A 21,668-nucleotide genomic window follows, 5' to 3' on the forward strand; every position below is an offset into this window, starting at 1 on the left:
AGCCTGTTTTAATCAATACACCTCCGGCTTTGCCCTCTGCTTCAGAACTGACGTTGCTGTATGCTGCACTGTTAACTCCACCCTTATCTTCGCCATCAAATTTGACAGCATCTCTAGCAAAAATGGTGACACTGCCTGCATCCCCTTTTCCCAACGTACTGGCATCAAGTTGGGCACCATTGGTAACTACTAATGAGCCTGTCTTAATTAATACACCTCCGGCTTTGCCCTCTGCTCCAGAGATGACTCGGCTGTATGCACCACTGTTAAATCCATCTTTGTTGCCTTCACCATCAAACTTGATAGTATCTCTAGCAAAAATGGTGACACTGCCTGCATCTCCTTTTCCAAAGGTACTGGCACTCAGTAGGGCACCATTGGTCACTTCTAGTGAGCCTGTCTTAATTAATACACCTCCGGCTTTGCCCTCTGCTCCAGAGTTGACTCGGCTGTATGCCCCACTGTCAAATCCATCCTTATCTTCACCATCAAACTTGACAGCATCTCTAGCAAAAATGCTGACACTGCCTGCATCCCCTTTTCCTTGAGTATTGGCACTCAGTTCGGCACCATTGGTAACTGCTAATGAGCCTGTTTTAATCAATACACCTCCGGCTTTGCCCTCTGCTTCAGAACTGACGTTGCTGTATGCTGCACTGTTAACTCCACCCTTATCTTCGCCATCAAATTTGACAGCATCTCTAGCAAAAATGGTGACACTGCCTGCATCCCCTTTTCCCAACGTACTGGCATCAAGTTGGGCACCATTGGTAACTACTAATGAGCCTGTCTTAATTAATACACCTCCGGCTTTGCCCTCTGCTCCAGAGATGACTCGGCTGTATGCACCACTGTTAAATCCATCTTTGTTGCCTTCACCATCAAACTTGATAGCATCTCTAGCAAAAATGGTGACACTGCCTGCATTCCCTTTTCCAAAGGTACTGGCATCAAGTAGGGCACCATTGGTCACTTCTAGTGAACCTGTGGTAATTAATATACCTCCGGCTTTGCCCTCCCCGTTTTTTTCTACTGTGCTATTAACTAAACTGTTATCTAAGGAGATAGTATCGGTAGCATTAATTTTAATATCTCCTGCCGTAGCCGTTGCTGTACCCAAACCTGACTTAATCCCAGCAATAAGTTGACTTTGTTGTTTTAAATCTAAATTCCGAGCATTGACTGTAATTGAGCCTCCCCCACCAGCGTGCACATCCACAACTGCGCCATTACTCAAAGAGATATCGGCTGTTGGTACATCATTAGAGATGCTCAAACTCAGGTCTTGACTATCAACATTTAATCCCACAGTCCCCTTACCAGAGACTCCTGCCAATTCCACTAGCCCACCTAAAGCATTCAACGAGCCACCATCAAGGACGATATCTCCACCTACTAACAACAAACTTCGCCCATCTGGGACTCTCAGCCCTTTGAGATTATTTCCGGCATCGGTGGTTGACCTGTTCTCAATTCTGGCTGCTTGCAGTTGATTGAAAAACAATGCCGAAGGATTGATTGCTAGTAACTCCGAGGGAGATTGAGGATTGGTGGCGCTGAAGGTGCTACCATCGCTCCATTTGAAACTGCTGGCTGTGGTTGCTAAAAATGAACCATCAATATCTAATCGCGCATTCGCTCCAAAAATAATGCCATTGGGATTAAGCAGAAATAGGTTAGCTTTACTGTTAGCGCGAATTAAGCCATCAATCTTAGAAGCTAACCCACCTGTGACTCTAGTAATGATATTTTGAATATCCAAAGCATTATTAAAAGAAGCAGTGCCATCAGGAGGCACAGAAAACTCTTTAAAGCTGTGAAACAAATTACTTCCTGCTTGGGTTCCTCCAGTGATATTAAAGGTGTTTCCATCCCTGGCGACGTTGGAGTTATTCGGTAAGGTGTTATCTGGGGTAATTTGGGCAAAAGTATGCTCTTGCAAACAAGAAATTAACACGCTTCCCATCATCAAACTACTACACCAACACCGCCAATCTTGAATACCTGACATAGCACCCCCAATAAATTAGTAACTGCATCGTGAGACTAGTCTTATTTTTCCAAGCTGTAATCTTGTACAATTGGCTCTTTAGCAATGTCTTGCAAGCCAACTGCATTTAATAAGTCAATCCAATCTTGATTAAGAGTTGCATTCTGCGGATTGGTGCGGCGTTGTTCACCTAAATTAGTCAGGGCATCGTACCAAATATTATTGGCACTATAGACAATGTACTCTTTTGGTTTTGCTAACTTCAACTGACTATTAAGAGCTTCTGTCAGCACTTGCCTTTGTACAAACCCATCTACATAAAAATTGTCAGATGTTTTTTCTACATCGCCGCAATAAATATGAAAGTACCAATGATATTTTTTATTTACTTTTAAAGAATATTGCGGTTGTGCTGGCAAGGTAATGCTGACGATCCCCGGTTTTCCAGACAGAGTAAGAGGTGTTCGATAGACATTTTTTACATCTTTCCCATCTAGCACTTGTAGCACGAATTCTCCAGAACGTGTGGTTTGTGGTAATTGGGGAATATAAAACCAAAAAGTTGGATTTTCTGCAACTGTTGATGCCAAGACTGATTCACCTCCATCACCAGGTACTAGAGCAGTCAGCTGTGTAAGATTGCTAGGACAATCAGGACTCCGCCCAGCCCCTCCTCTGCGCCGACCTGTGGGTGCGCCGTTTTTGGGCAATTTTGGTTGCTGAAAGGATTGGGAGGGCGAATTTTTAACAGTGTTTTGAATTGAATTTGTCAGTTGTGCCTGCACTGATTGCGAGTAATTCATCAAACCAATAAACACCAAAGGAATTACGCAAGCGTGTTGAATTGGTTGATAAAGTAATTTTTTTTTAATCACGATCAAAATTTAATTGTTTTCTCTTACGAAGATTGGAACGTCTCAACCATGAGATTACCATTATTTGGGTAGCTAAAAAAGCTAATATTGAGGGGATAAGTGGCACCCATCCAGCTAGTGTAAAAACGCCAAAACATAACCCAAATATTGTTAAAAGTGTGACTATCACCGCTAGTCCCAGGTGTAGCGGTTTTGAAAAATACCATGCTGTAATACTTCCTACTAATGACCATCCCCATACCCAAAGTGCCTCTACCCATCCAGACCACCACCACAACAAAGGTCTGCGGTCTAAAACTGCGCTGAGGATTTGACTTAGCATCTGCGCCTGTACGAATACCCCCGGTGTTTGCTTTTGATTCTGTTTGGCATTAGAACTGAAGGGTGTCTTCCAATAATCATTCGTATTGGTTGGAGCAGAAAGACCAATCATCACAATGCGGTCTTTGAGTGATTGAACTGTTTCTAATGATATGTTTTCATCTAACACATCTCTCAAACTAACTTGCGCGGCAATTTTTTCAACAGAGTCAAGAGAACGATAATTCAACAATATCTGATAACCGGATGCATCCACTTTTTGATAACCGCTAGTGTGTTCTTTTAATTGCTCAAACACAATATCACCAATTTGTAAATAACCTGATGTAACACTTGATTTTTTGCCTTCTTGCTCTAAATAATGAAGTGCTAGTTGGAGATTAAAAGCGTATTCTGGAGAACAGAGAGATGTTGGAGGAGTCAGATGTAAAAGCTGGCGACGAGCAATATCATCTTCATCTGCAACAAAATCACTAAAACTTACGCGTTCTCTTGAAACTCCAGAAGGTGGCGGAATACCATCACTCTTGCCATCATCATCAGTAGTAGCAACTTTGCACAAAACAAATAGACGATTATCCTTTTGAAAACGAGTAGCTAAATTTGGGTATTTTGGATCTACAATCTTATTACGATAAATATCTAAACCGATGGTTCGTGGTTGGTATTTATTTAACTTCTCTAATAGTTGAGCAAGGGCTTGGTCGGATAATGACCATCGCATTTGCATTCCTTTATTGATTTGATACTGAGTATCTGCTTCATCGATTGTGATAATTAAAATTCGCCCATCCGGTTTTTCGGTGACAAGATGCGATCGCAACTGTATAAAATGGTCAAAAGCCTGTAGTTCTGATGTTTGCAGATAACCCCCATACCGTACTCCCATGACTAAACTTGTTATCAACAAGCTTGCTAGCAATATTACTAAAACACTCTTAGTCGCAACCATCTTTCGGTGCGACTGCCAAATCATTGGCGCTGACAAGGGATTTTGGCAAATTACTGGCAACCAAGTTGCACAAGGATATTTATCTTCTATTCCTTCCAGCCTTTTTCGCGCCTCACGCAGTGCAGAGTATAGTGATTGTCCGCTAGAAAATTCACCTAAAAAATGTTTTAAAAATTCCTGTGCTACCAAGTCCGGGACTGGTTCGCGCATGACAATGACTTGGGGAATGTGTAAATCCTCTAACGCTTCTGCTAAACCTAAACCATCGCAAGAATTGAAAATTGCTAAGTGCAATCCACTCTCAATTGCTTTTTTAAGTCCATGTTTTAATTTATCTAGAGTAATTGTTGTTGTTTGATTAATTTGCAGAACTCCTCTTTCTTGACTAGAACTATGTCCAGCAAAAAATAGAATATTCCAACCTTTGCACCAAAGTTCGTCACTTAACTCTTTTCGTTGTGGTTCAATTAAGAAATTTATTTGAGCTTGGTTTGATAAACTCTCTAATAAATACTTATCTTTACTAATATCAATTCCTTGATGATTGCCAAAAATCGCTAAAATTTTGACTTTTTTTTCCTGAGTATATATTTTATTTGGTCTTTGTGGTTCTAAGACACTAAGTGCGACTTCAGCATTCGGATAATCTTCAAAAAAGCTCCACAAATGCCAAGGAAGTCGTCGTAGTAAGTTATCAGAAGTTGCAATTATAAAGCAAATTTCTTCATTTGGATTTAATTGCGTACGTAATTTTTGGTCTATTTTGCGAAACTGCTCCGAATTTAGCCAAATATTGATTCTAGATGATAATTGCTGACATAAATCGTTAAATTCCAATTCCGAAAAATTTGTTATATCATTATCTTCGATTTCGAGACGTATCCACCAACTATAGTGACGGTAGAGAGCTGAATATAGTATTTGCCAATTTCGATAAAGTTGAGAAATTTCTGGCGCTGGTGGTAAACTCCCGCGAAATTCCATCGCACGTGGGTCATTTATTAACCCAAGTTGAACCGTGACATCAGGAAAACCTTTATGGAGGTCGCCCTTACCTAAATTCAAGACAACTAACTTACTCATTACACTCCAAAAAGTGTCAATACCTTCCCTACGGAACGCTGCGCGAACAGGGAATTCAACATTCAAAATTCAAAATTAATAATTCCCATAAATAAATTTAGGGGCTTGTATCATGAGTGTTCTTCGGTCAGATGACAAAAGTTTCCTTGATTGTAAAATTACCATGAGACACTTGGATATGAAAGCTTTCTCCAAAATCCCCTCGAAACCGTTTTAATTGAATAAAGTTATCATTACTTCGTGATACAACTTCTTGAATAATTTTTCCTGTGTTTGAGAATAAATTAATTCTCAGGTTAGATGGCAAATAGAGTTTTTCAGATAAAGGATGTATTTGTACTAGTATTTCTACTTTCTGTTGAGAGAATAGTGCGAGCGCTACAAGCAGCACTAGTGATTGATTTCCCAGTTTTAGTCCTAAATCTATGATTTTTGCTCTCGCTACGCTATTTTCACCAAACGATGAAACATTTCTAAGAGCAAATTTTTTCTCATTTATATTGCTGAAAACTTCTTCTAAAGCCATCCAACTGTTTTCAAATAGATTCTCGAACCATTGACTTAAGTTCACCTGTATCTGGCTTGCCCTAAGTGCAGGGTGAGCGACAGTGTTAGGAATACAGTCAAAAAGGAAATTAAGGGGTTTAAGGCTTGCTAGTGATATTTGCTCTGAAGTAGTAGAAATAGTAGTTGTTCTCACAAATCCCAACAACTGCACTTCCTGAAGGCGTTCGCTAAATTGGACAACCACATAACCAATCCTATTTTTCATTACTTCGGGGGGTAAGTAAATTGCCGTTTCTCCAGGTTTAACTGGACGACACTCTAACTTACCAATGTTAAGAATAACTAAATCGGCAACATCAAATAAAGCTCGTTTCCGGGGATGCCAACTATCACCTTTCTCTAAAGCAGTATCAGTATCAATATGCAACCATTTCAAGTAAGTGTAAACAGCATAAACTGCTAGTGTATTCAAATAGATTTGTTTACCTTTTTGAGGTGTAGTTTGTTCAAGAGCAAACTCGCGGGCGATGGCATGGGCTTGTTGTCCAAGTGGAATTTTTAAACAAAGCGTTTCTGTGCTACTCATGGTTATAGTTGTTAATTAGATTCATATCCAACTTTAATTGCAACTTCTCGCAACAACGGTATTGCTTTTAATTTCCAATGAGATACCAGAGTTTGATAATTGATTTGGCTCTCACGAGCAATATCAGCAAGTGTATCTGGTGGGTTATTAAAGATAAACAACAATCTTTGGCTTAGTACTTTACAGTTGCATTCGGGATGTTTACGAGAATAACAATTTTGTAGTTGCTTGTTTGGATCTTGCTCAATGTAAACTTCTTTCATAACTAGCTGATTATTCACTGAATCAGGACTTACGCAAAATCATGAAAAAACGAACCGCAAAGCAAAACTAGTCATATAGTTTATTTGTACCACTTTAAACATACCTCTACTTACCACTTTGTCAAAATTTAGATGCATTTGCCCTGCCCCTGCATCTAAATTGTTACAAAAAATTACCAACTGTAATTTTTTGTTATTAACTATTTTAAATATTTCCACCGCAGAGATGCCACCTCTGCTGCCCAAGGTGAATATTGTAGATATCGCAGTAACTACCCATTCTTCAGTAAGCACCATTGATGAGTTGTTAGTCCTAGTTCTGTAGAAAATCAAGATAGCGAAAATGGAAACTGGTGCGATCGCAGCTAAGATACTCAAAATTATTTTTAGACTAAACCGTTTAGTTTTAAAATATTCGTTAGTAAATTTTTGACTTAATAATGACTAATAATTTCTTGAGAAGTTACGATAAAATCACAATCGAACTTTAGTTGAGACACTTTCTTCTCAGGCAAGTAAAAGCATCAAACAGCAATGCCTCTTCCGTCGAATTTTACCAATTTATAGTAAATCTCACTTACCAAATCCCATGCCACATCGTCATTATCCTCCCGCCTACTTACGCTATCTCAAAGCCAGGTTATGGAATCTAGGGCGACCTGGTTTTTGGGGAACTGCAATTTTTTTATCTGTAGTCGGGCTAGCAACCTGGGAATACTGGTCAAACCCGGATATTTTTGCTTATAAGCAAAAAAAACCAGTCGTTTTACAAAAGTCTGCTGATTCCTCCCTGTCAGAAGAAAACAAAGCTATTGCAGCAGATATTGATAATCTACCAGTTTTATTTAATGACTTTGAGCAAGGAACTGTCTCATCAACGGCAAATGCGCCTGAAGAAAAGACTGAGGCAAAAAAGAGCAAAGGCTCATTAGAGGATGTAATTAACAAACAAAAGTCTGCTAATGATACCAAATTAAATCCTGGTTTAGGCGTTAACAGCAACACCTCCCCAGCCGCGAAAAATCCCTTTGTCCAACAAACAGACAATTTATTGCGTAGTGGAATGGTTGATAGTAGTAACCAGTTTCTAGGTCTTAAAACCTTAAATACGGCGTCTGAACCAACAGGGGGAGACGCAACATCTTCTAGCCTGGGTGTTGGATTCACTAATCAAACCAATAAGAATCAAAATTCTCTCTCTATCAGCCCTCTGCAAACAGCGCTTAACCAATCGACAAACCAGAAATTGTCTAGCTTCAATGGTAACGCTGCAACTCAGACAAATGCCTCGGGTCAAGTCTCCGATCCAGGAACAACTCTAATGCCACCTATCAACAATTTAACCAGTCAGAATTCTCTACCAAGCACTGGGTTAACTCCTGGGACAGGCAACACATCAACGGGTACTAACTTACTACAAAATTCCTACAACAATTTAAATAACGGTCAAGTAGTGCCTAATAATGGGTTAACTACGGGTACGAACTTACCGCAAAATCCCTACAATAATTTAAATAACGGTCAAGTAGTGCCTAATGCAGCACCAAGTAATACTGTACCTTACTCTAGCCAAAGTCAAAGTCAAAGTGTTGTCACACCCACAAACCCTGTAGGGTATGGGAATTATGGCTTGCAGCAGCCGATGCAACCACCACAAACTAATTATGGGAATTATGGCTTGCAGCAACCGACCCAACTACCACAAACTAATTATGGGAATTATGGCTTGCAGCAACCGACCCAACTACCACAATCTAATTATAGGAATAATGTGTTGCAGCAACCAACACAGTCTAATTCCTTATATCTTCTTCATCAACTTCGAGACAAGTATAGAAATACGGGTCAAAACTGATTTTGAGTACTTTGGCTTGATAAAGTCTAGTTAAGGTGATTGTGGGCTATTTGGAATCATTGGAACTTCTGGTGTTTCGGGTTGTTGCTGTTGTCGTTGCAAATATTTACTCAATACATAAGCCATATCCCCACGGGTTACGGGTTTTAATGGGGAAATATTGCCTTGAGCATCTGTATTCAGAAATCCCTCAGTAGCGACTGTAGCGATCGCTTTTCTAGCCCAAGCTGGGATAGACTTTTCATCTGGATGTGAAGCCAGAATCTCATTCACAGCGGCATCAGGAAATTGAAATACACCATAAGCCTGGGCGAAAATAGCCAGAGCTTCTGCCCTTGTCACCTTTTGGTTAGGGAAGAATTCATTGCCTCGATAGCCTTTCATGATGTCAGTTTTTAAGACTGTTTGTATATCATTAAATGCCCAATAAGAACGAGGAACATCTGGAATAGTTAAATTTTCTTTGGTAACAGCTTCTCTTTTATCTAAGCGAAATGCTTTTACCATAATCGAGGCTAATTCTGCCCGACTCAGTAACCTTTCTGGATAAAACTTGCCATCGGGAAAGTTTGTCATCCATTTGACAGCAGTTACTTGTTGAATGGAATCAGCTGGTATTCCAGAAGTAGATTCTGGTACTTGAGCAATTGCTGGCAAGCTTTGTAGTAGTGCCATTAAAGATAGAGTAATCGAAAGCTGACGCATCATGATAACTACTTTTAGCTGCTAACGTGAATTTAAAAAACTACGTTACTGAGGTTAACGCAAAATTTAATCTTAGTTAATGACGAATTTAGGCTAGGCGATGTTGCATATCTGCTTGTTGTGGGTAATGTATTTAGACTGCCAGTATCAAATGAAGCATGAAGCTGATTTAAAAAAGTTTTGAGTAGGGTGTGCAACCTAGCCCTTTTAAGCTGGGTGCAAGTATAGTGACACCCTTATTTTTCAAGCTAATTTACTTACTTTGCGATCGCTTGTAGTTAGTCACTTAATTTTATTCCTAATTCACGCAAGTATTTATTCATACTCTTCTCGGCTTCAGTGCGTTGAACTTCTAATTCGCGCAGCTTGATAATCTCCGCCTCAATATCAATTTTGTCCTTTTCATCCTTGGGGGTTAGGACATAGCGGTTGATATTGAGAATATATTCATTAGCAGCTAGTTCTTCTAAAGCCACGACTTTAGCATATCCCTCTTCATCTTGAAAGGCTTGGTAAGCTGTGATGATATGAGTGACATCTTCTTGACGCAGGTAATTTTGATTACGGCTCTTTTGATATTCATTGCTAGCATTAATGAACAAAATTTTATTTCTACGGTCTTTTTTCTTATCCCGATTAAAAATCAAAATAGCCGTAGTAATACCTGTGCCATAAAGTAGGTTGGGTGCAAGACCAATTACTGCTTCAATTAAGTCAGATCCAATAATCCTTGTGCGAATCTCACTTTCTGCGCCTCCACGAAATAAAACTCCAAGTGGAACTATTACCCCAGCTTTGCCAGTGTTTTTAAGTGTGGCTAGTATGTGCTGAATAAAAGCAAAGTCACCACTGCCTTTAGGGGGAATTCCATAGCGGAAGCGACCATAAACATCAAATTTAGCTAGCTCATCACCCCAATTACGGATACTAAATGGGGGATTAGAAATTAGCCTGTCAAAAAGCATTAAATTCCCGTTTTCAATCAGTTGCGGTTCACGGATAGTATTTCCCAAGCGAATATCAAAATCAAAAATATCGTGCAAAAGTAAATTAATTTTGGCAAGGCTAAAAGTATTCTGGTTTATATCTTGTCCATAAAGTAGTAAATCATTTTGCTTACTTCCCAAATGTTTTATTTGCTTGAGAGATTCAGTTAACATACCTCCCAATCCACAAAAAGGATCACAAATACTCATTCCTGGTTGTAGTTCAAGCAGACGCACTAATAGTTGTGTTACCTTCTGTGGAGTATAGAATCCTCCATATTCTTTTCCAAGATTATCTTCCAATTTTGCTATTAAGGATTCAAAAACCCTTCCCAATAAATCTATTTCGGCAAAGTAGCTATTCTGAAGTTTGATACATGATAAATTTAAAATTAACTCACTTAGTACTTTATCCTGCTCTCTCAAACTAACTTTACTGCTTATATTTTCAAAGTCATAACTAATAAAAATACCTTGTATTTCTTTTAGATTTATGTTATATTTTTCAATAGCTGTACCAGCTTCATTAAGTACTTTGCCAATATTTGCAGTTATTTGCTGCAAATAATTCCACTGCGAAATAGCAGGGATAAAAAAGCGTTTATCTGATTTATATACTTCTTCTTCATATAAATCAGATAAACGTTTGATAAGCAGAATTCTGAAAAAACAGTTAATACAATCACTAGGACTAAAAACATTCTGTAGGATAACAGCAGCAGACCAAAGTCTGTCTTCTAATTTTTTAAAAGTAATCATTGCTGTCCTTCTAAAGTTTGAAAAAGAGTAAATTCTGATAAATTATTTCGTGTGTCTAAAATTTCCAAGGTAATGCGGTTAGCTCGTTCAGTAGCTAAAAAGAGTTGAGCTAATTTATTTTGAGTCTCTAAACTAGGTAATGGAATCTTAAGATTACGTAATTGAGAAATTGGAATCAACTGAATGGTAGAAGATTGCAAGTATAAAGTGACTAGTTGCTGTTCCAGCCATTTTGAACGCATCAAAACTGCTAAATACACAGGATCAATCTGTACTATGGGGCGGATAACAGCCACGTTATTGCTCGCCAAGCTACCTTCTAATTTATCTGTAACTACTGACGCTTTCAGGAGCGTACCTCGGTTGGAAATTACCACATCACCAGTTTTTACTCGATATCGCTCAAGGTCAGATACGCGTAACTGAACCACACTTGGGTTACGTTCAATGTATAGGTACTCAAGATCAGACAAGCTAACAACGCGCTCTGATCTACCATTATCATCTGTATAACGGCTAAGTATAATTCCTTGGAATATTTCTCCTATTTTCTGAAGAGGCAAAACTAAATGAGACATACATCTGCTAAAATATCTATTGTAAGCAGTAAAGCAATTATTTCATTTAAAGTAATATGCTTACTGTTAAGAGTCTAGCATGGAGGTTGCTAGAATATCCGCAACCAGATTGTAAAACTATGAAAAAAACGCAACCGGAGTACTAGTCCAGCAGCGTTGTCTTATTTCAAATGTTTGTAATTTGGTTGTCCATCCATTAACGGTCAGGCGCACTGCTGTTGACCGTCAATTTAATCTAAGGAAATTTTATGATCTTTCCACCAAATAATCCTAACTCAGATCAGCCTCAGCCAGACCCTTTGGCATTTTTATCTATGGTGATTAACCGAGAAGACGGGCCTGAGATTCTCAACAAATCTGTCGAATTTCTCGCGCGGATTAGCTATATCCAACAAGAGCAAGCTGAGGCTCTACGCCAAAGAAAGGCTGAGGCTGAGGCATACCAAAAAATTGAAACTGAGGCTAAGACTTGTAAAATTCTCATGGCAATAACCATAGAACACGCCAAGAGTCAGGGACTTGACCCTTATAAAGACTTGGACAAACTCCAAAACAAAAGTTATAGCCAGCTTTGTGCTTACGTTAAGCAGCGTTTTCCAGAATTGAGTAATCGTATCCCCCTATATCCCGCTTAAACTCCCATAATTTTCATTATGGAACACCAAAATGTCTCACAAATGACACCTTGGTGTTCCATTTCTATCACCAAAAATTATTCACAAGTTTTTAAGTGTAAAAAATGTAATGTTATTAAAGATAGAAATTTCAATTATCTTTAAACTTGAAAAAGTATCTTTCTTTCGCTTGGCTCGACATCAAACATCTGTCAAGAAAGTGTTGCTGACGGTCTTTTATGAAGCTGGAAATAAACAGTAAAAGGTGTGTAACTTAGGTTATGTTCATCTTAGATAAGTTTTATGGAGCAGTTTTGGGAATGACAGCAGCAGATCCCGTAAAGTTGATGAAGCAAGAAGTTGGCAAAGCCGCCGCCGCCCTAGTCAAGTCGGGTTCCATTGTCGGGTTGGGTACGGGGTCAACTACAGCATATACGATTCAGTTTTTGGGCGATCGCCTCAAGTCTGGTGAACTCAAAGATATCATTGGTATACCTACCTCGTTTCAGTCAGAAGTGCTGGCGAAGCAGTATGGTGTCCCTCTCGCCACCTTGGATGCTATTGACCACATCGATATTGCCATTGATGGCGCAGATGAAGTCGACCCGCAGAAGAATTTGATTAAAGGCGGTGGTGCAGCACATACCCGCGAAAAAGTCGTAGACTACCTAGCAGAACAGTTCATCGTCGTGGTAGACAGTGGCAAGTTAGTAGATCGCTTAGGTTCTAGTTTCGCTGTGCCCGTGGAAGTGATTCCAATGGCAATTACTCCTGTAACCAATGCCATCAAAAAACTTGGTGGCAAACCAGAACTCCGCATGGGTGTAAAAAAAGCTGGGCCAGTAATCACTGACCAAGGGAACTTTGTCTTAGATGTCAGATTTGACTCTATTGAAGATCCAGCCGGACTAGAAAAGACATTGAATAACATTCCTGGCGTCCTGGAAAATGGTATCTTCGTTAACTGTGTCGATTTAGTTTTAATTGGCGAAGTCAAAGATGGTCAGCCATTAGTGCGGCAACTGTAAGAATTTTGGATTTTAGATTTTGGATTTTAGATTTCAGAGACATCTAAAATCCAAAACTAAGCAAGATTCCAGTGAGTTTAAACAGAAATTTTACAAAATTCGCCAGTTGTACATCATTCATTCTGAATTCTGAATTCTGACTCCTGAATTCTGTTTTGACACTAAACTTTAGCCTACTTTTCTATAAAACCTAAAAAATAGCCTTAGCCCGTCTTCTGCTTTAAGCTTGCCGCACTCCCGCGTTATCATCTGAGAAAGATAAAACTGTTGTGCTCATGGGGAGGTCTTTCTCACTTCCGGAATTTCAACAACTAAATCATCCCGTAAAATAGACAGGCAAGAACCCTGCCCGATAAAAATATGGGAAAATTTTTGGGAAATCCCTCAAGACTCAGGACTCGGTACTTATCTGCTCACTCAGGACTCAGGACTCTTTATGTTAGCAGGCACAATTTTGCAGGATGGAAAATATACCCTAATTCAAGAAATAGGGCGGGGTGGCTTTGGCATTACCTTTAAAGCTAGGCATCACTACTTGGGTCAGGAGGTGGTGATGAAAACCATCAATGAACGGCTGCGACAACATCCTGATTTTGCCAAATTCGAGCGCCAATTCCAAGATGAAGCCAGACGATTAGCTACGTGTATTCACCCAAATATAGTCCGAGTTAGTGACTTTTTTGTGGAAGCTGGATTGCCTTATATGGTGATGGAATACATTCCTGGTGAAACCTTGGGAGACGCATTTGTATTACCAGGGATAACTTTGCCTGAAGCCACAGCAATTCATTACATCCGGCAAATTGGGGCAGCGTTGCAGGTAGTACACAACAACGGTTTGTTACATCGTGATGTCAAACCAGATAATATTATTCTTCGTCAAGGAACACAGGAAGTAGTACTAATTGATTTTGGCATTGCCAGGGAATTTAATGGTGGTGTCAGGCAGACTCACACAGGTCTGGTTTCTGAGGGTTATTCTCCGATTGAGCAGTATATGACGCAAGCGGCGCGCACACCCGCCACGGATGTTTATGGTTTAGCAGCAACCTTGTATGCATTGTTGACAGCCCAAGTTCCCATGCCAGCATTATTGCGCGATCGCGAACAAATGCCTTCTCCCCGTGAACTGCAACCACACTTGAGTGCTGCTGTCAACCAAGCGGTAATGCGCGGGATGGCGGTAGAGTCTCGTTTTCGGCCAGCGACAGTTGCTGAGTGGCTGCAATTGCTACCTGGAAATGGAGTGAATGGAACACCGCAAGTCTTACCCACTTATGCAGTACCAACTGTCAATTTATCTGCGCAGCAGGCAGCAACTGTCATTGGAAAAACAGCCCAAAATTCTATTTATAGACCATCTGTGTTAGCGCAGCCTAACCCAGGCATGGCTAAGGAAACTGAATTGGCTAAAAAGCTGGGGTCATCTAAATTATTTATTGGTATAGGTGTAGCCTTAGTTGCTGCTACAGCAGGTTTTGGGATCACAAGCATATTACCCAAATCTCAGCAGCAGCCGACTGCCAAGCCACTTGTTGAAAAGCCAACTCAAGAATCAGGCGCGAAAGCACCTAATTTTGATAGTACATCTTCACCCAGAGGTGAAGAGACTAACACTACCTCAAGAACCGAAACAGCACCTGGCTCTAATTCCAAGCAGCGTCGCCGCAATCGTCGTTCTTCTCAAGAAGAATCTACCAGCAGCCCTACAAGAGAATCACAACGCGGTGATTCCGAACAATCCACACCTTCACCTAGCGTTTCCCCCACACCCTCGTTAGTGGAAAAACTACGGGCAATCCGCTCATCTCGAAAAGCTTCCCCCGCACCATTGCCATTCCCACAAAATAACTTACCCGCTTCTAGTCAAAATCCTGCCTCCCCTCAACCCGTAAGTCCATCAAAACCTGTACTTATACCACCAGCACCACCAACAGAATCCAAACAATCAGATCCTTCTGCTGTAGTAGTACCAACGCTGGAAAAGCAAAATTCACCGATTAATAGCCAACCCCAGAATATTCAGAAGTTCGGGGAAAAGCCACAAGATGACAATAACTAGTCAATTTTGGATTTTGGTAAAGCAGCCTGGTGAGTCCACCACCATGCAGACTCCTATTAACTAATTAAGAATTATTTTAGGAAGGATTAAGTTTATTCTGTACAACAACTTCCCCCTTCTTATTAATCTTCACCGGATTCTTGGGAAAAGCTTGATTATTCAAATAACGCATAAGTCTCACAGTTTGAAAACTCTGATCGATATGAGGGATTCCTTGCCGATCCATCCGAACAGGAATAATTTTACTTGATACCAAATCTCCTGTTGAGTTGAGTTTGACTTCTAAAATCATTGAGTCACCTGTTTGGGCATTTGTAGATAAAGTCCGATATCCCAAAAAATTTCCTAAAGAATAGGCAATGATTTTTCCTTTATAAATTTCCATCGCTCTGGGAACGTGAGGCCCATGTCCTAGTACTAAGTCTGCTCCTGCATCAATCATGTTTCGAGCAAACGCGATCGCATTACCTCGGTTTTCTCCATAAAAAAACTCTGTTTGATTCTTAACGTGTAGTGCCCCTGTTCCTTCCGCTCCAGCGTGCATCGATACTACTACAATATTGGCTTTATTTTTGGCTTCTACTACGAGTGCTTTAGCTGCTCCTAAATTATGGATAGAATTATACATTTCATAAGGAGAAAACCCGATCATCGCCACGGGGATATTGTTAGCTTCCAAGTAAAGAATTTGATTTTTATGACCTAATGTTGCAATGCCCACAGCCTGAAGATTTTTTATTGTATCTTTGAACCCTACCGGGCCAAAGTCCATTGCATGGTTATTTGCCATATTGAACACATTAAAACCAGCTTCAGCAAAAAATTGGGCGTATACAGGTGGAGAGCGAAAGGCAAATACTTGTCCTCGGCTAATATCTTTGGCAGTATAGGGATAATTAGTTAGGCTACTTTCAAAATTACCAAACAAGATATCAGATCCTTGCAAGTGAGTTTTCACTGACTTTGGTAATAATTGATCTCGAAAGCGGGGTAATCTATAGTTAGGGAAATTAGTGCCGGGAATAATATCTCCAACGGCTTTGATGGTAATAGTATCTGGAAAGGTTTGTTGTTCTGTTGTTGATGGCGTAAGTTCAGGAATAGCTAATGGAAATCGCACAGGCTCAGTAGGCATAGTAGCAGCGTTTAATCGCTGTGATTGCCCAAGCCGGATAATGACTCCTATACTAATACCAAGATATAAACAAATGCTGATAACACTAAATGAGAATACTCGCCCCAAGCTGCGATCTACCATCGTTCACTCCTCACACGATGGCATTAGTTTATCCCAAAAATCTGTGTTGGCGGTGTATATTTTAGTGTTTTTTGGCAAATATTTGACTACGTAAATATTGAGCGATAATCCTATCTCACTTGCAAATAAACAAACAAGTTGCTCAAGATTATTGTTAAAGGTAGGCAAATTTCAGCCACATTGTAGTAAATTTTCAGTAATCTTTTGAACGGAGAGGGGGGGATTCGAACCCCCGTTGGGTTTCCCCAAAACGCATTTCGAGTGCGTCACCATGAACCGCTCGGACACCTCTCCAACTATTTATTCAGACATTTGAGTATCTATTTTACATTCAAATGCTGTAAATTTAGGGAAATCTTGCTGGATTCCCAATACTACTATAGCATTATCGCTTTTTTGCGTAACGCAATCCTCCAAGAACGTCAAGGGCGAATTAAGGTCTATAGACATCGAAAAAGACATCACAAAATTTATCTTATTACATTAGCATGACTTAAAAATAACAGTACTCGTATTATTCTATGAAATTTTTTTTAATCAGCATCCTCTGATCTCAACCACTCCAATAAAAGCGATCGCACCAAGTGACTTATGCTGATACGAGTGCGATCGCACTTTGGCATAACTAGTAAAAATTCCCCCATTTTTTATCTCAAAAATAACCTTGCAAATATATTTCAAAAGCTAAAATGTAATCAGAATAAGGGTCGCCGTTGTTGCAGGACAGTTACGCTTCACAAAAATTGACAAAGTGCGATCGCACCTAACAAAAAATAAAAATTCAACCGAGTAATAATAAGTAATTAACCGGATTTGATATATAGAGCCAAGGGAGGTATGGCAACAAGCTTGGGTGTACGCACTTTGCAGAATTATCTCAGGCGATGCCTACGGCTTATATAAAAAGGCGATTCTCCAGAAGAGATGCGCGATCAATTAATCTAAAAGACGCGATTAATCGCGTCTCTTCTCTGGCTCAGACCTTAGTGTAATTACCGATTACTTTGGCTAAGTCTGGCACTGCTTCTTCTACGTGCTTTTTGGCGGAACCGCGAAGTTTTTCATAAGTTCCTCGCACGATTTGGCGGTTTGAGTTCTTGACTCTCGCATCAGTAACACCCAGTAGTGCATTTGCTGTATCAGAACGATTCGCACTCAGATATTCAACTGGGTTGCCTTTCTCTACGCCTTGACTCCAGATGGGATCGAGAGCTGTAAAGCATTGCGGTAATATCTGCTCAACGACATAGGGAATGTACCCTGGCTTAACCCCCTTCAAAGCAGCAAAGGCAGTTTTCAAAGCGATACCACTCATACCTGACTTGGATGCAAGCTGTCCTTCGATCATGTTGCAACAATCCTCTATGACCATAGCCTTTTTGGTCGGGTTCAAAAGTCCGTCGCTAAGTCCCATTTCACTCTTCCTTATCTAAGTACTTAATTTCTATTCGACTAATTTTTTTAGCAAGCAGGAAATTACAGAAAATGGTATCAGAGTTAGAGGATGTTGTGGATAAGCTGATACGCTTTTAGGCTGCATAGCAGAGGGAAATGACCTCTTCCTGCTGCGTGAATCAGAGCGGAACATAAGTCTGAGTCCATCCACTTCTTATAAGGGAACTCCAAAAAATAAATTATCCAATTTCACGCCCATCAAAACGACTTTTTCTCCCCCTGCTCCCTGCTCCCTGCCCCCTTGCCTCTTTTTGTTAGAAAGTAGTCTGCACTTTGCTAGGAGACTTAAGGGCAAAAGTTAGGTTATCCCATCCTCCTGAGACCTGAGTTGTGTCTCTGGCTGACTTGAGCCAGCAGCCAAAGCTTCATGTCTAGTTCCCGAAGCTCCATTTGGAGAATCTGGAGGGTTTGAGCCTCCCGATCGCTTCCGAGGTAATATAGCCTGAGCCAAGCTCTTAACCAAAATATACAAAATTGGCACTAAGAATAAACTCAAGAACGTCGAAAGCATCAGCCCTCCAAAGAGCGCTGTTCCTAAAGACCAACGGCTGCTGGCTCCAGCCCCTTGAGAGATTACCAAGGGCAAAAATCCTAACAGCGCTGCAAAGGATGTCATTAAGATCGGTCGCAGACGTTCTTGCCCCGCTTTTACCGCCGCCCTTGTGTAGCTCATGCCCTGCTCATGCAGCTGATTGGCAAATTCTACGACTAGAATTGCGTTCTTTGCAGCTAGACCAATCAAAGTCACCAAACCTACCTGGCAATAGATATCATCCACCACTTTCGGGAAGAGGCTACCTGCCATGAAAATATTGGAACGTAGCCAAAGTGCTGTCATCGCTCCCAAGACTGCTAGAGGAACAGTCAGCAAAATAATGATTGGGTCAATGTAGCTTTCATACTGAGCCGATAGCACCAGAAAGACAATCACGATCGCTAAGGCAAAAATCAAGCCTGTAGATCCCCCAGATGTCTTTTCCTGGAGATAAGTCCCTGTCCATTCATAACCAAACCCTTGAGGTAAGTTTTCTACTGCTACTTCCTCCATCGCTTTAATCGCCTGTCCAGAACTAGCACCGGGAGCAGGAGCGCCCTGGACTTTGATTGACCTGTACAAGTTGTAATGGGAGATGGTTTTCGGCCCCACAAAGGGAGTAACTTTCACCAGGCTGCTTAACGGAATCATCGCTCCACTAGCAGAGCGAACATACAACTTGCCAATATCCTCTGGATTAGAGCGGAAAACCCCATCAGCTTGGACATAAACTCGATACTGTCGCTGTCCCTGCACAAAGTCATTCACATATTGCGACCCCAAGTAACTTTGCAACGCCCCAAAGATGTCGCTGAGTTCGACGTTGAGAGCTTTGGCTTGGTTGCGGTTTACCTGAATGTCAAATTGGGGAGTGTCTGCGGTGAACTGAGTGAAGACTCGTTGGAGAACAGGCTTTTTATTTGCCGCCGCAATGAATTTGTTAGCAGTATCAACCAGGGTTTGAATCGGCGCAGTTCCAGTTTTGTCTTGAATGATAAACTCAAAACCACCCGTAGTACTTAACCCTCTAACCGGAGGAGCATTCACCGCAATCACTCTAGCATCTGTAATTGTAGAGAGCTTTTTGTTCAGTCTCTGAAGTATTCCATAGACAGACTCAGATTCTTTAGCTCTCTCTTTCCAGGGTTTCAGGTTAGCAAAGGCAATGCCTAAATTAGAAGCATTGCCATCGAAACCAAAACCACTGATCATAAAACTAGCTCTAACTTCGGGAACCGATGTTACTTCCTTGACAACCCGATTCATCACAGATTCGGTGTATTTCAAAGAAACCCCATCAGGCCCCTGGACAATTACAAAGAAGTAACCCTGATCTTCCTCTGGAATAAATCCCGTAGGCACTGCTCTGTACATCAAAACTGTTGCGACTAAACCAGTAATGAAAACCCCAATTACAATTGGCTTGACATGGGTAAGGTAGCTAACAAACCCGACATATCGGCGCGTGAACCAGCCAAATCCCCGATTAAACTGCCTAAAGAACCAACCTAAAGGGCCCCGTGGAGTCTGAGCTGGACGCATGAGGATGGCTGCCATACTCGGAGAGAAGGTTAAGGCATTGAAGGTCGAGATGCCAATTGAGCAAGCAACCGTTAACGCAAATTGTTTGTAGACAATCCCAGTAGTGCCCGGAATGAATGCAACTGGAATAAATACTGCCATGAGTACAAGTGAAGTCGCAATGATTGCCCCAGTTAACTCCTTCATGGCTTCAACAGCCGCCTCAAAGGGCCTCATGCCTTGCTCTAGTTTGACCGCAACTGCCTCGACCACAATAATGGCATCATCGACGACGATACCGATCGCCAGGACGAAACCAAATAAGGTCAGTGTATTAATCTGAAATCCTAAAACCAACAGAGCCGCACATGTCCCAATCAGGGAAACGGGGATCGCAACAGTGGGAATGATCGTGGTACGCCAGTCTTGCAAAAAGACAAAAATTACCAAGACCACCAGGATAATAGCTTCAACCAGAGTGTGCAGAACTTCTTCTAAAGAAATTTCTACAAATGGAGTGGTATCAAATGCCAACTGTGCTTTTAGTCCAGGTGGAAAACTCTTCTCTAATATTTTGATCTGCTCTTCAACAGCATGAGCAACGTTCAGCGCATTACTACCGGGAAGTTGATATATACCCAAACCCACGGCTGCCTTGGGAGCATTTCCTGGGATGGTGAATTTGGCATCAGCAAGATAGCTCTCTGCTCCCAGTTCAACTCGACCGACATCTCTGACCTTAACTAGAGTGCTATTAATCGTGCCATTAGTCGTGCTATTAGTAGTACTATTACTGCCACCTCGACTCACCTTCAGCACCATATCTTCAAATTCAGCCGCATCTTTAAATCGACTGGTTGCCCGTAAAGCAAATTCAAAGCTTTGATTATCTGGTGCTGGTTCCTTACCAATTGCCCCTGCACCTACCTGAATATTTTGTTCTTGCAGGGCAGTTGTCACATCTTGAGGAGTTAGTTGATGTTGGGCAAGCTTGTTGGGGTCGAGCCAGAGACGCATGGCATATTTGCGCTCCCCAAAAATCGTAGCTTTTCCTACACCAGGAAGCCGTTTGATCTGATCGAAAATATACAGGTCAACATAGTTACTGATAAAAATGTTGTCATACTCATTATTTTCTGAGTAAAACCCATAGACGAGAAGCAGACTGCTCGATGCCGTTTCAACGGTAACACCTGTTCGTTGAACGGTATCTGGCAGTTGAGGTTCAGCAAGTGCTTGTTTATTTTGAACGTTTACTTGAGCAATATCGCTATTGACATTGGTTGGGAAGGAGACAGTTATATTGCTGGAACCATCATTACCCGTGTTAGAAGATATATAAGATACATCTTTAACACCATTAATTTGTCGCTCAATGATGTTGGTGACAGTGCTTTCTGTTGTTTGAGCATCTGCACCAGTATTGTTGGAGCTAACGGTGATTTGCACCGGAGCGAGGTCTGGTAGCTGAGAAATGGGAAGGATCGGAATACAGATGCTTCCCAGCAGCAAGATGATGAACGTGCAGACCGTCGTCAGCACTGGTCGTCTGATGAAGGTATTGACAAACATAAATCAAGGAATAAAGGAAAAGTTTCAGAATGCTTAGGAACGTAGTACCGCAAGGCGGAATTCAAAATTCAAAATTCAAAATTCAAAATTAATACAGCGTAAGCGTTTCATTGATTTTGAATGGGTGGTTTATTTACACCGTGTTGTAGTAGTAGCTTTTTAT

16 protein-coding genes and 1 tRNA gene are annotated in these 21,668 nt (G+C 40.9%); 4 read left to right on the forward strand and 13 right to left on the reverse strand.

Annotation, left to right across the window (positions count from 1 at the left end):
* The 6 genes from HWQ40_RS14620 to HWQ40_RS14645 form a co-directional block, all read right to left on the reverse strand.
* Nucleotides 1-2,011, reverse strand: a 2,011-nt coding sequence (locus HWQ40_RS14620; protein ID WP_292778866.1) for a filamentous hemagglutinin N-terminal domain-containing protein, incomplete at its 3' end; no start/stop codon positions are given.
* A 41-nt stretch (nt 2,012-2,052) separates the two neighbouring features.
* Nucleotides 2,053-2,865 (reverse strand): DUF928 domain-containing protein, encoded by an 813-nt coding sequence (locus HWQ40_RS14625; RefSeq protein WP_292778867.1) that lies wholly within the window; start codon nt 2,863-2,865, stop codon nt 2,053-2,055.
* Nucleotides 2,858-5,221, reverse strand: coding sequence for a CHASE2 domain-containing protein (locus tag HWQ40_RS14630; RefSeq protein ID WP_292778869.1), 2,364 nt, complete (start codon nt 5,219-5,221; stop codon nt 2,858-2,860). Before HWQ40_RS14630 ends, HWQ40_RS14625 begins: the two co-directional genes overlap by 8 nt.
* Nucleotides 5,222-5,348: 127 nt before the next feature.
* Nucleotides 5,349-6,314 (reverse strand): DUF1822 family protein, encoded by a 966-nt coding sequence (locus HWQ40_RS14635; RefSeq protein ID WP_292778871.1) that lies wholly within the window; start codon nt 6,312-6,314, stop codon nt 5,349-5,351.
* Between the two features lie 11 nt (nt 6,315-6,325).
* The gene (locus HWQ40_RS14640; RefSeq protein ID WP_292778873.1) at nt 6,326-6,577 is read right to left on the reverse strand and encodes a hypothetical protein; all 252 of its coding nucleotides are present in this window, start codon (nt 6,575-6,577) and stop codon (nt 6,326-6,328) included.
* Between the two features lie 39 nt (nt 6,578-6,616).
* Nucleotides 6,617-6,955, reverse strand: coding sequence for a hypothetical protein (locus HWQ40_RS14645; RefSeq protein ID WP_292778875.1), 339 nt, complete (start codon nt 6,953-6,955; stop codon nt 6,617-6,619).
* 211 nt (nt 6,956-7,166) lie between these two features.
* Between HWQ40_RS14645 and HWQ40_RS14650 the strand changes: the two genes are divergently transcribed.
* Nucleotides 7,167-8,432: a hypothetical protein gene (locus HWQ40_RS14650; RefSeq protein WP_292778878.1), complete on the forward strand. Its 1,266-nt coding sequence runs from the start codon at nt 7,167-7,169 to the stop codon at nt 8,430-8,432.
* A 30-nt stretch (nt 8,433-8,462) separates the two neighbouring features.
* Here HWQ40_RS14650 and HWQ40_RS14655 read toward each other — a convergent pair whose 3' ends face one another.
* The 3 genes from HWQ40_RS14655 to HWQ40_RS14665 all read right to left on the reverse strand — a co-directional run bounded on the left by HWQ40_RS14655 (nt 8,463) and on the right by HWQ40_RS14665 (nt 11,460).
* Entirely contained in the window at nt 8,463-9,137 is a 675-nt protein-coding gene (locus HWQ40_RS14655; protein WP_292778904.1) for an S-layer homology domain-containing protein, read from the reverse strand.
* 278 nt (nt 9,138-9,415) lie between these two features.
* Nucleotides 9,416-10,882, reverse strand: a complete 1,467-nt coding sequence (locus HWQ40_RS14660) for an N-6 DNA methylase (protein ID WP_292778880.1) — start codon at nt 10,880-10,882, stop codon at nt 9,416-9,418.
* Complete coding sequence (locus tag HWQ40_RS14665; protein WP_292778882.1) at nt 10,879-11,460, reverse strand: restriction endonuclease subunit S; 582 nt, start codon at nt 11,458-11,460, stop codon at nt 10,879-10,881. Before HWQ40_RS14665 ends, HWQ40_RS14660 begins: the two co-directional genes overlap by 4 nt.
* Before the next feature lie 248 nt (nt 11,461-11,708).
* On the opposite strand from HWQ40_RS14665, the gene HWQ40_RS14670 reads away from it, so the two are divergent.
* The 3 genes from HWQ40_RS14670 to HWQ40_RS14680 all read left to right on the forward strand — a co-directional run bounded on the left by HWQ40_RS14670 (nt 11,709) and on the right by HWQ40_RS14680 (nt 15,164).
* The gene (locus HWQ40_RS14670) at nt 11,709-12,095 is read left to right on the forward strand and encodes a hypothetical protein (RefSeq protein ID WP_292778884.1); all 387 of its coding nucleotides are present in this window, start codon (nt 11,709-11,711) and stop codon (nt 12,093-12,095) included.
* Nucleotides 12,096-12,394: 299 nt separating this feature from the next.
* Entirely contained in the window at nt 12,395-13,102 is a 708-nt protein-coding gene (gene rpiA / locus HWQ40_RS14675; RefSeq protein ID WP_292778907.1) for a ribose-5-phosphate isomerase RpiA, read from the forward strand.
* A 436-nt stretch (nt 13,103-13,538) separates the two neighbouring features.
* On the forward strand, nt 13,539-15,164 hold the full coding sequence (locus tag HWQ40_RS14680) for a serine/threonine protein kinase (RefSeq protein ID WP_292778886.1): 1,626 nt from the start codon (nt 13,539-13,541) through the stop codon (nt 15,162-15,164).
* A gap of 76 nt (nt 15,165-15,240) precedes the next feature.
* Here the strand turns inward: HWQ40_RS14680 and HWQ40_RS14685 are convergent, their stop codons facing one another.
* The 4 genes from HWQ40_RS14685 to HWQ40_RS14700 all read right to left on the reverse strand — a co-directional run bounded on the left by HWQ40_RS14685 (nt 15,241) and on the right by HWQ40_RS14700 (nt 21,505).
* Nucleotides 15,241-16,422: a CapA family protein gene (locus tag HWQ40_RS14685; protein ID WP_292778888.1), complete on the reverse strand. Its 1,182-nt coding sequence runs from the start codon at nt 16,420-16,422 to the stop codon at nt 15,241-15,243.
* Between the two features lie 209 nt (nt 16,423-16,631).
* A tRNA-Ser gene (locus HWQ40_RS14690) sits at nt 16,632-16,716 on the reverse strand.
* Nucleotides 16,717-17,398: 682 nt separating this feature from the next.
* Nucleotides 17,399-17,836, reverse strand: coding sequence for a hypothetical protein (locus tag HWQ40_RS14695; protein ID WP_292778891.1), 438 nt, complete (start codon nt 17,834-17,836; stop codon nt 17,399-17,401).
* 339 nt (nt 17,837-18,175) lie between these two features.
* Nucleotides 18,176-21,505, reverse strand: a complete 3,330-nt coding sequence (locus HWQ40_RS14700; RefSeq protein WP_292778893.1) for an efflux RND transporter permease subunit — start codon at nt 21,503-21,505, stop codon at nt 18,176-18,178.
* Nucleotides 21,506-21,668: the final 163 nt, after the last annotated feature.

The organism is Nostoc sp. NMS9 (assembly GCF_017114995.1).
In the GTDB taxonomy this organism is placed as follows: domain Bacteria; phylum Cyanobacteriota; class Cyanobacteriia; order Cyanobacteriales; family Nostocaceae; genus Nostoc.

Bases quoted from the DNA above. Each gene is read 5' to 3' on its own strand.
- HWQ40_RS14665 (WP_292778882.1), bottom strand. From the start codon at position 11,460: ATGTCTCATTTAGTTTTGCCTCTTCAGAAAATAGGAGAAATATTCCAA.
- HWQ40_RS14650 (WP_292778878.1), top strand. From the start codon at position 7,167: ATGCCACATCGTCATTATCCTCCCGCCTACTTACGCTATCTCAAAGCC.
- HWQ40_RS14660 (WP_292778880.1), bottom strand. From the start codon at position 10,882: ATGATTACTTTTAAAAAATTAGAAGACAGACTTTGGTCTGCTGCTGTT.
- HWQ40_RS14655 (WP_292778904.1), bottom strand. From the start codon at position 9,137: ATGCGTCAGCTTTCGATTACTCTATCTTTAATGGCACTACTACAAAGC.
- HWQ40_RS14635 (WP_292778871.1), bottom strand. From the start codon at position 6,314: ATGAGTAGCACAGAAACGCTTTGTTTAAAAATTCCACTTGGACAACAA.
- HWQ40_RS14695 (WP_292778891.1), bottom strand. From the start codon at position 17,836: ATGGGACTTAGCGACGGACTTTTGAACCCGACCAAAAAGGCTATGGTC.
- HWQ40_RS14670 (WP_292778884.1), top strand. From the start codon at position 11,709: ATGATCTTTCCACCAAATAATCCTAACTCAGATCAGCCTCAGCCAGAC.
- HWQ40_RS14700 (WP_292778893.1), bottom strand. From the start codon at position 21,505: ATGTTTGTCAATACCTTCATCAGACGACCAGTGCTGACGACGGTCTGC.
- HWQ40_RS14630 (WP_292778869.1), bottom strand. From the start codon at position 5,221: ATGAGTAAGTTAGTTGTCTTGAATTTAGGTAAGGGCGACCTCCATAAA.
- HWQ40_RS14640 (WP_292778873.1), bottom strand. From the start codon at position 6,577: ATGAAAGAAGTTTACATTGAGCAAGATCCAAACAAGCAACTACAAAAT.
- HWQ40_RS14680 (WP_292778886.1), top strand. From the start codon at position 13,539: ATGTTAGCAGGCACAATTTTGCAGGATGGAAAATATACCCTAATTCAA.
- rpiA (WP_292778907.1), top strand. From the start codon at position 12,395: ATGACAGCAGCAGATCCCGTAAAGTTGATGAAGCAAGAAGTTGGCAAA.
- HWQ40_RS14685 (WP_292778888.1), bottom strand. From the start codon at position 16,422: ATGGTAGATCGCAGCTTGGGGCGAGTATTCTCATTTAGTGTTATCAGC.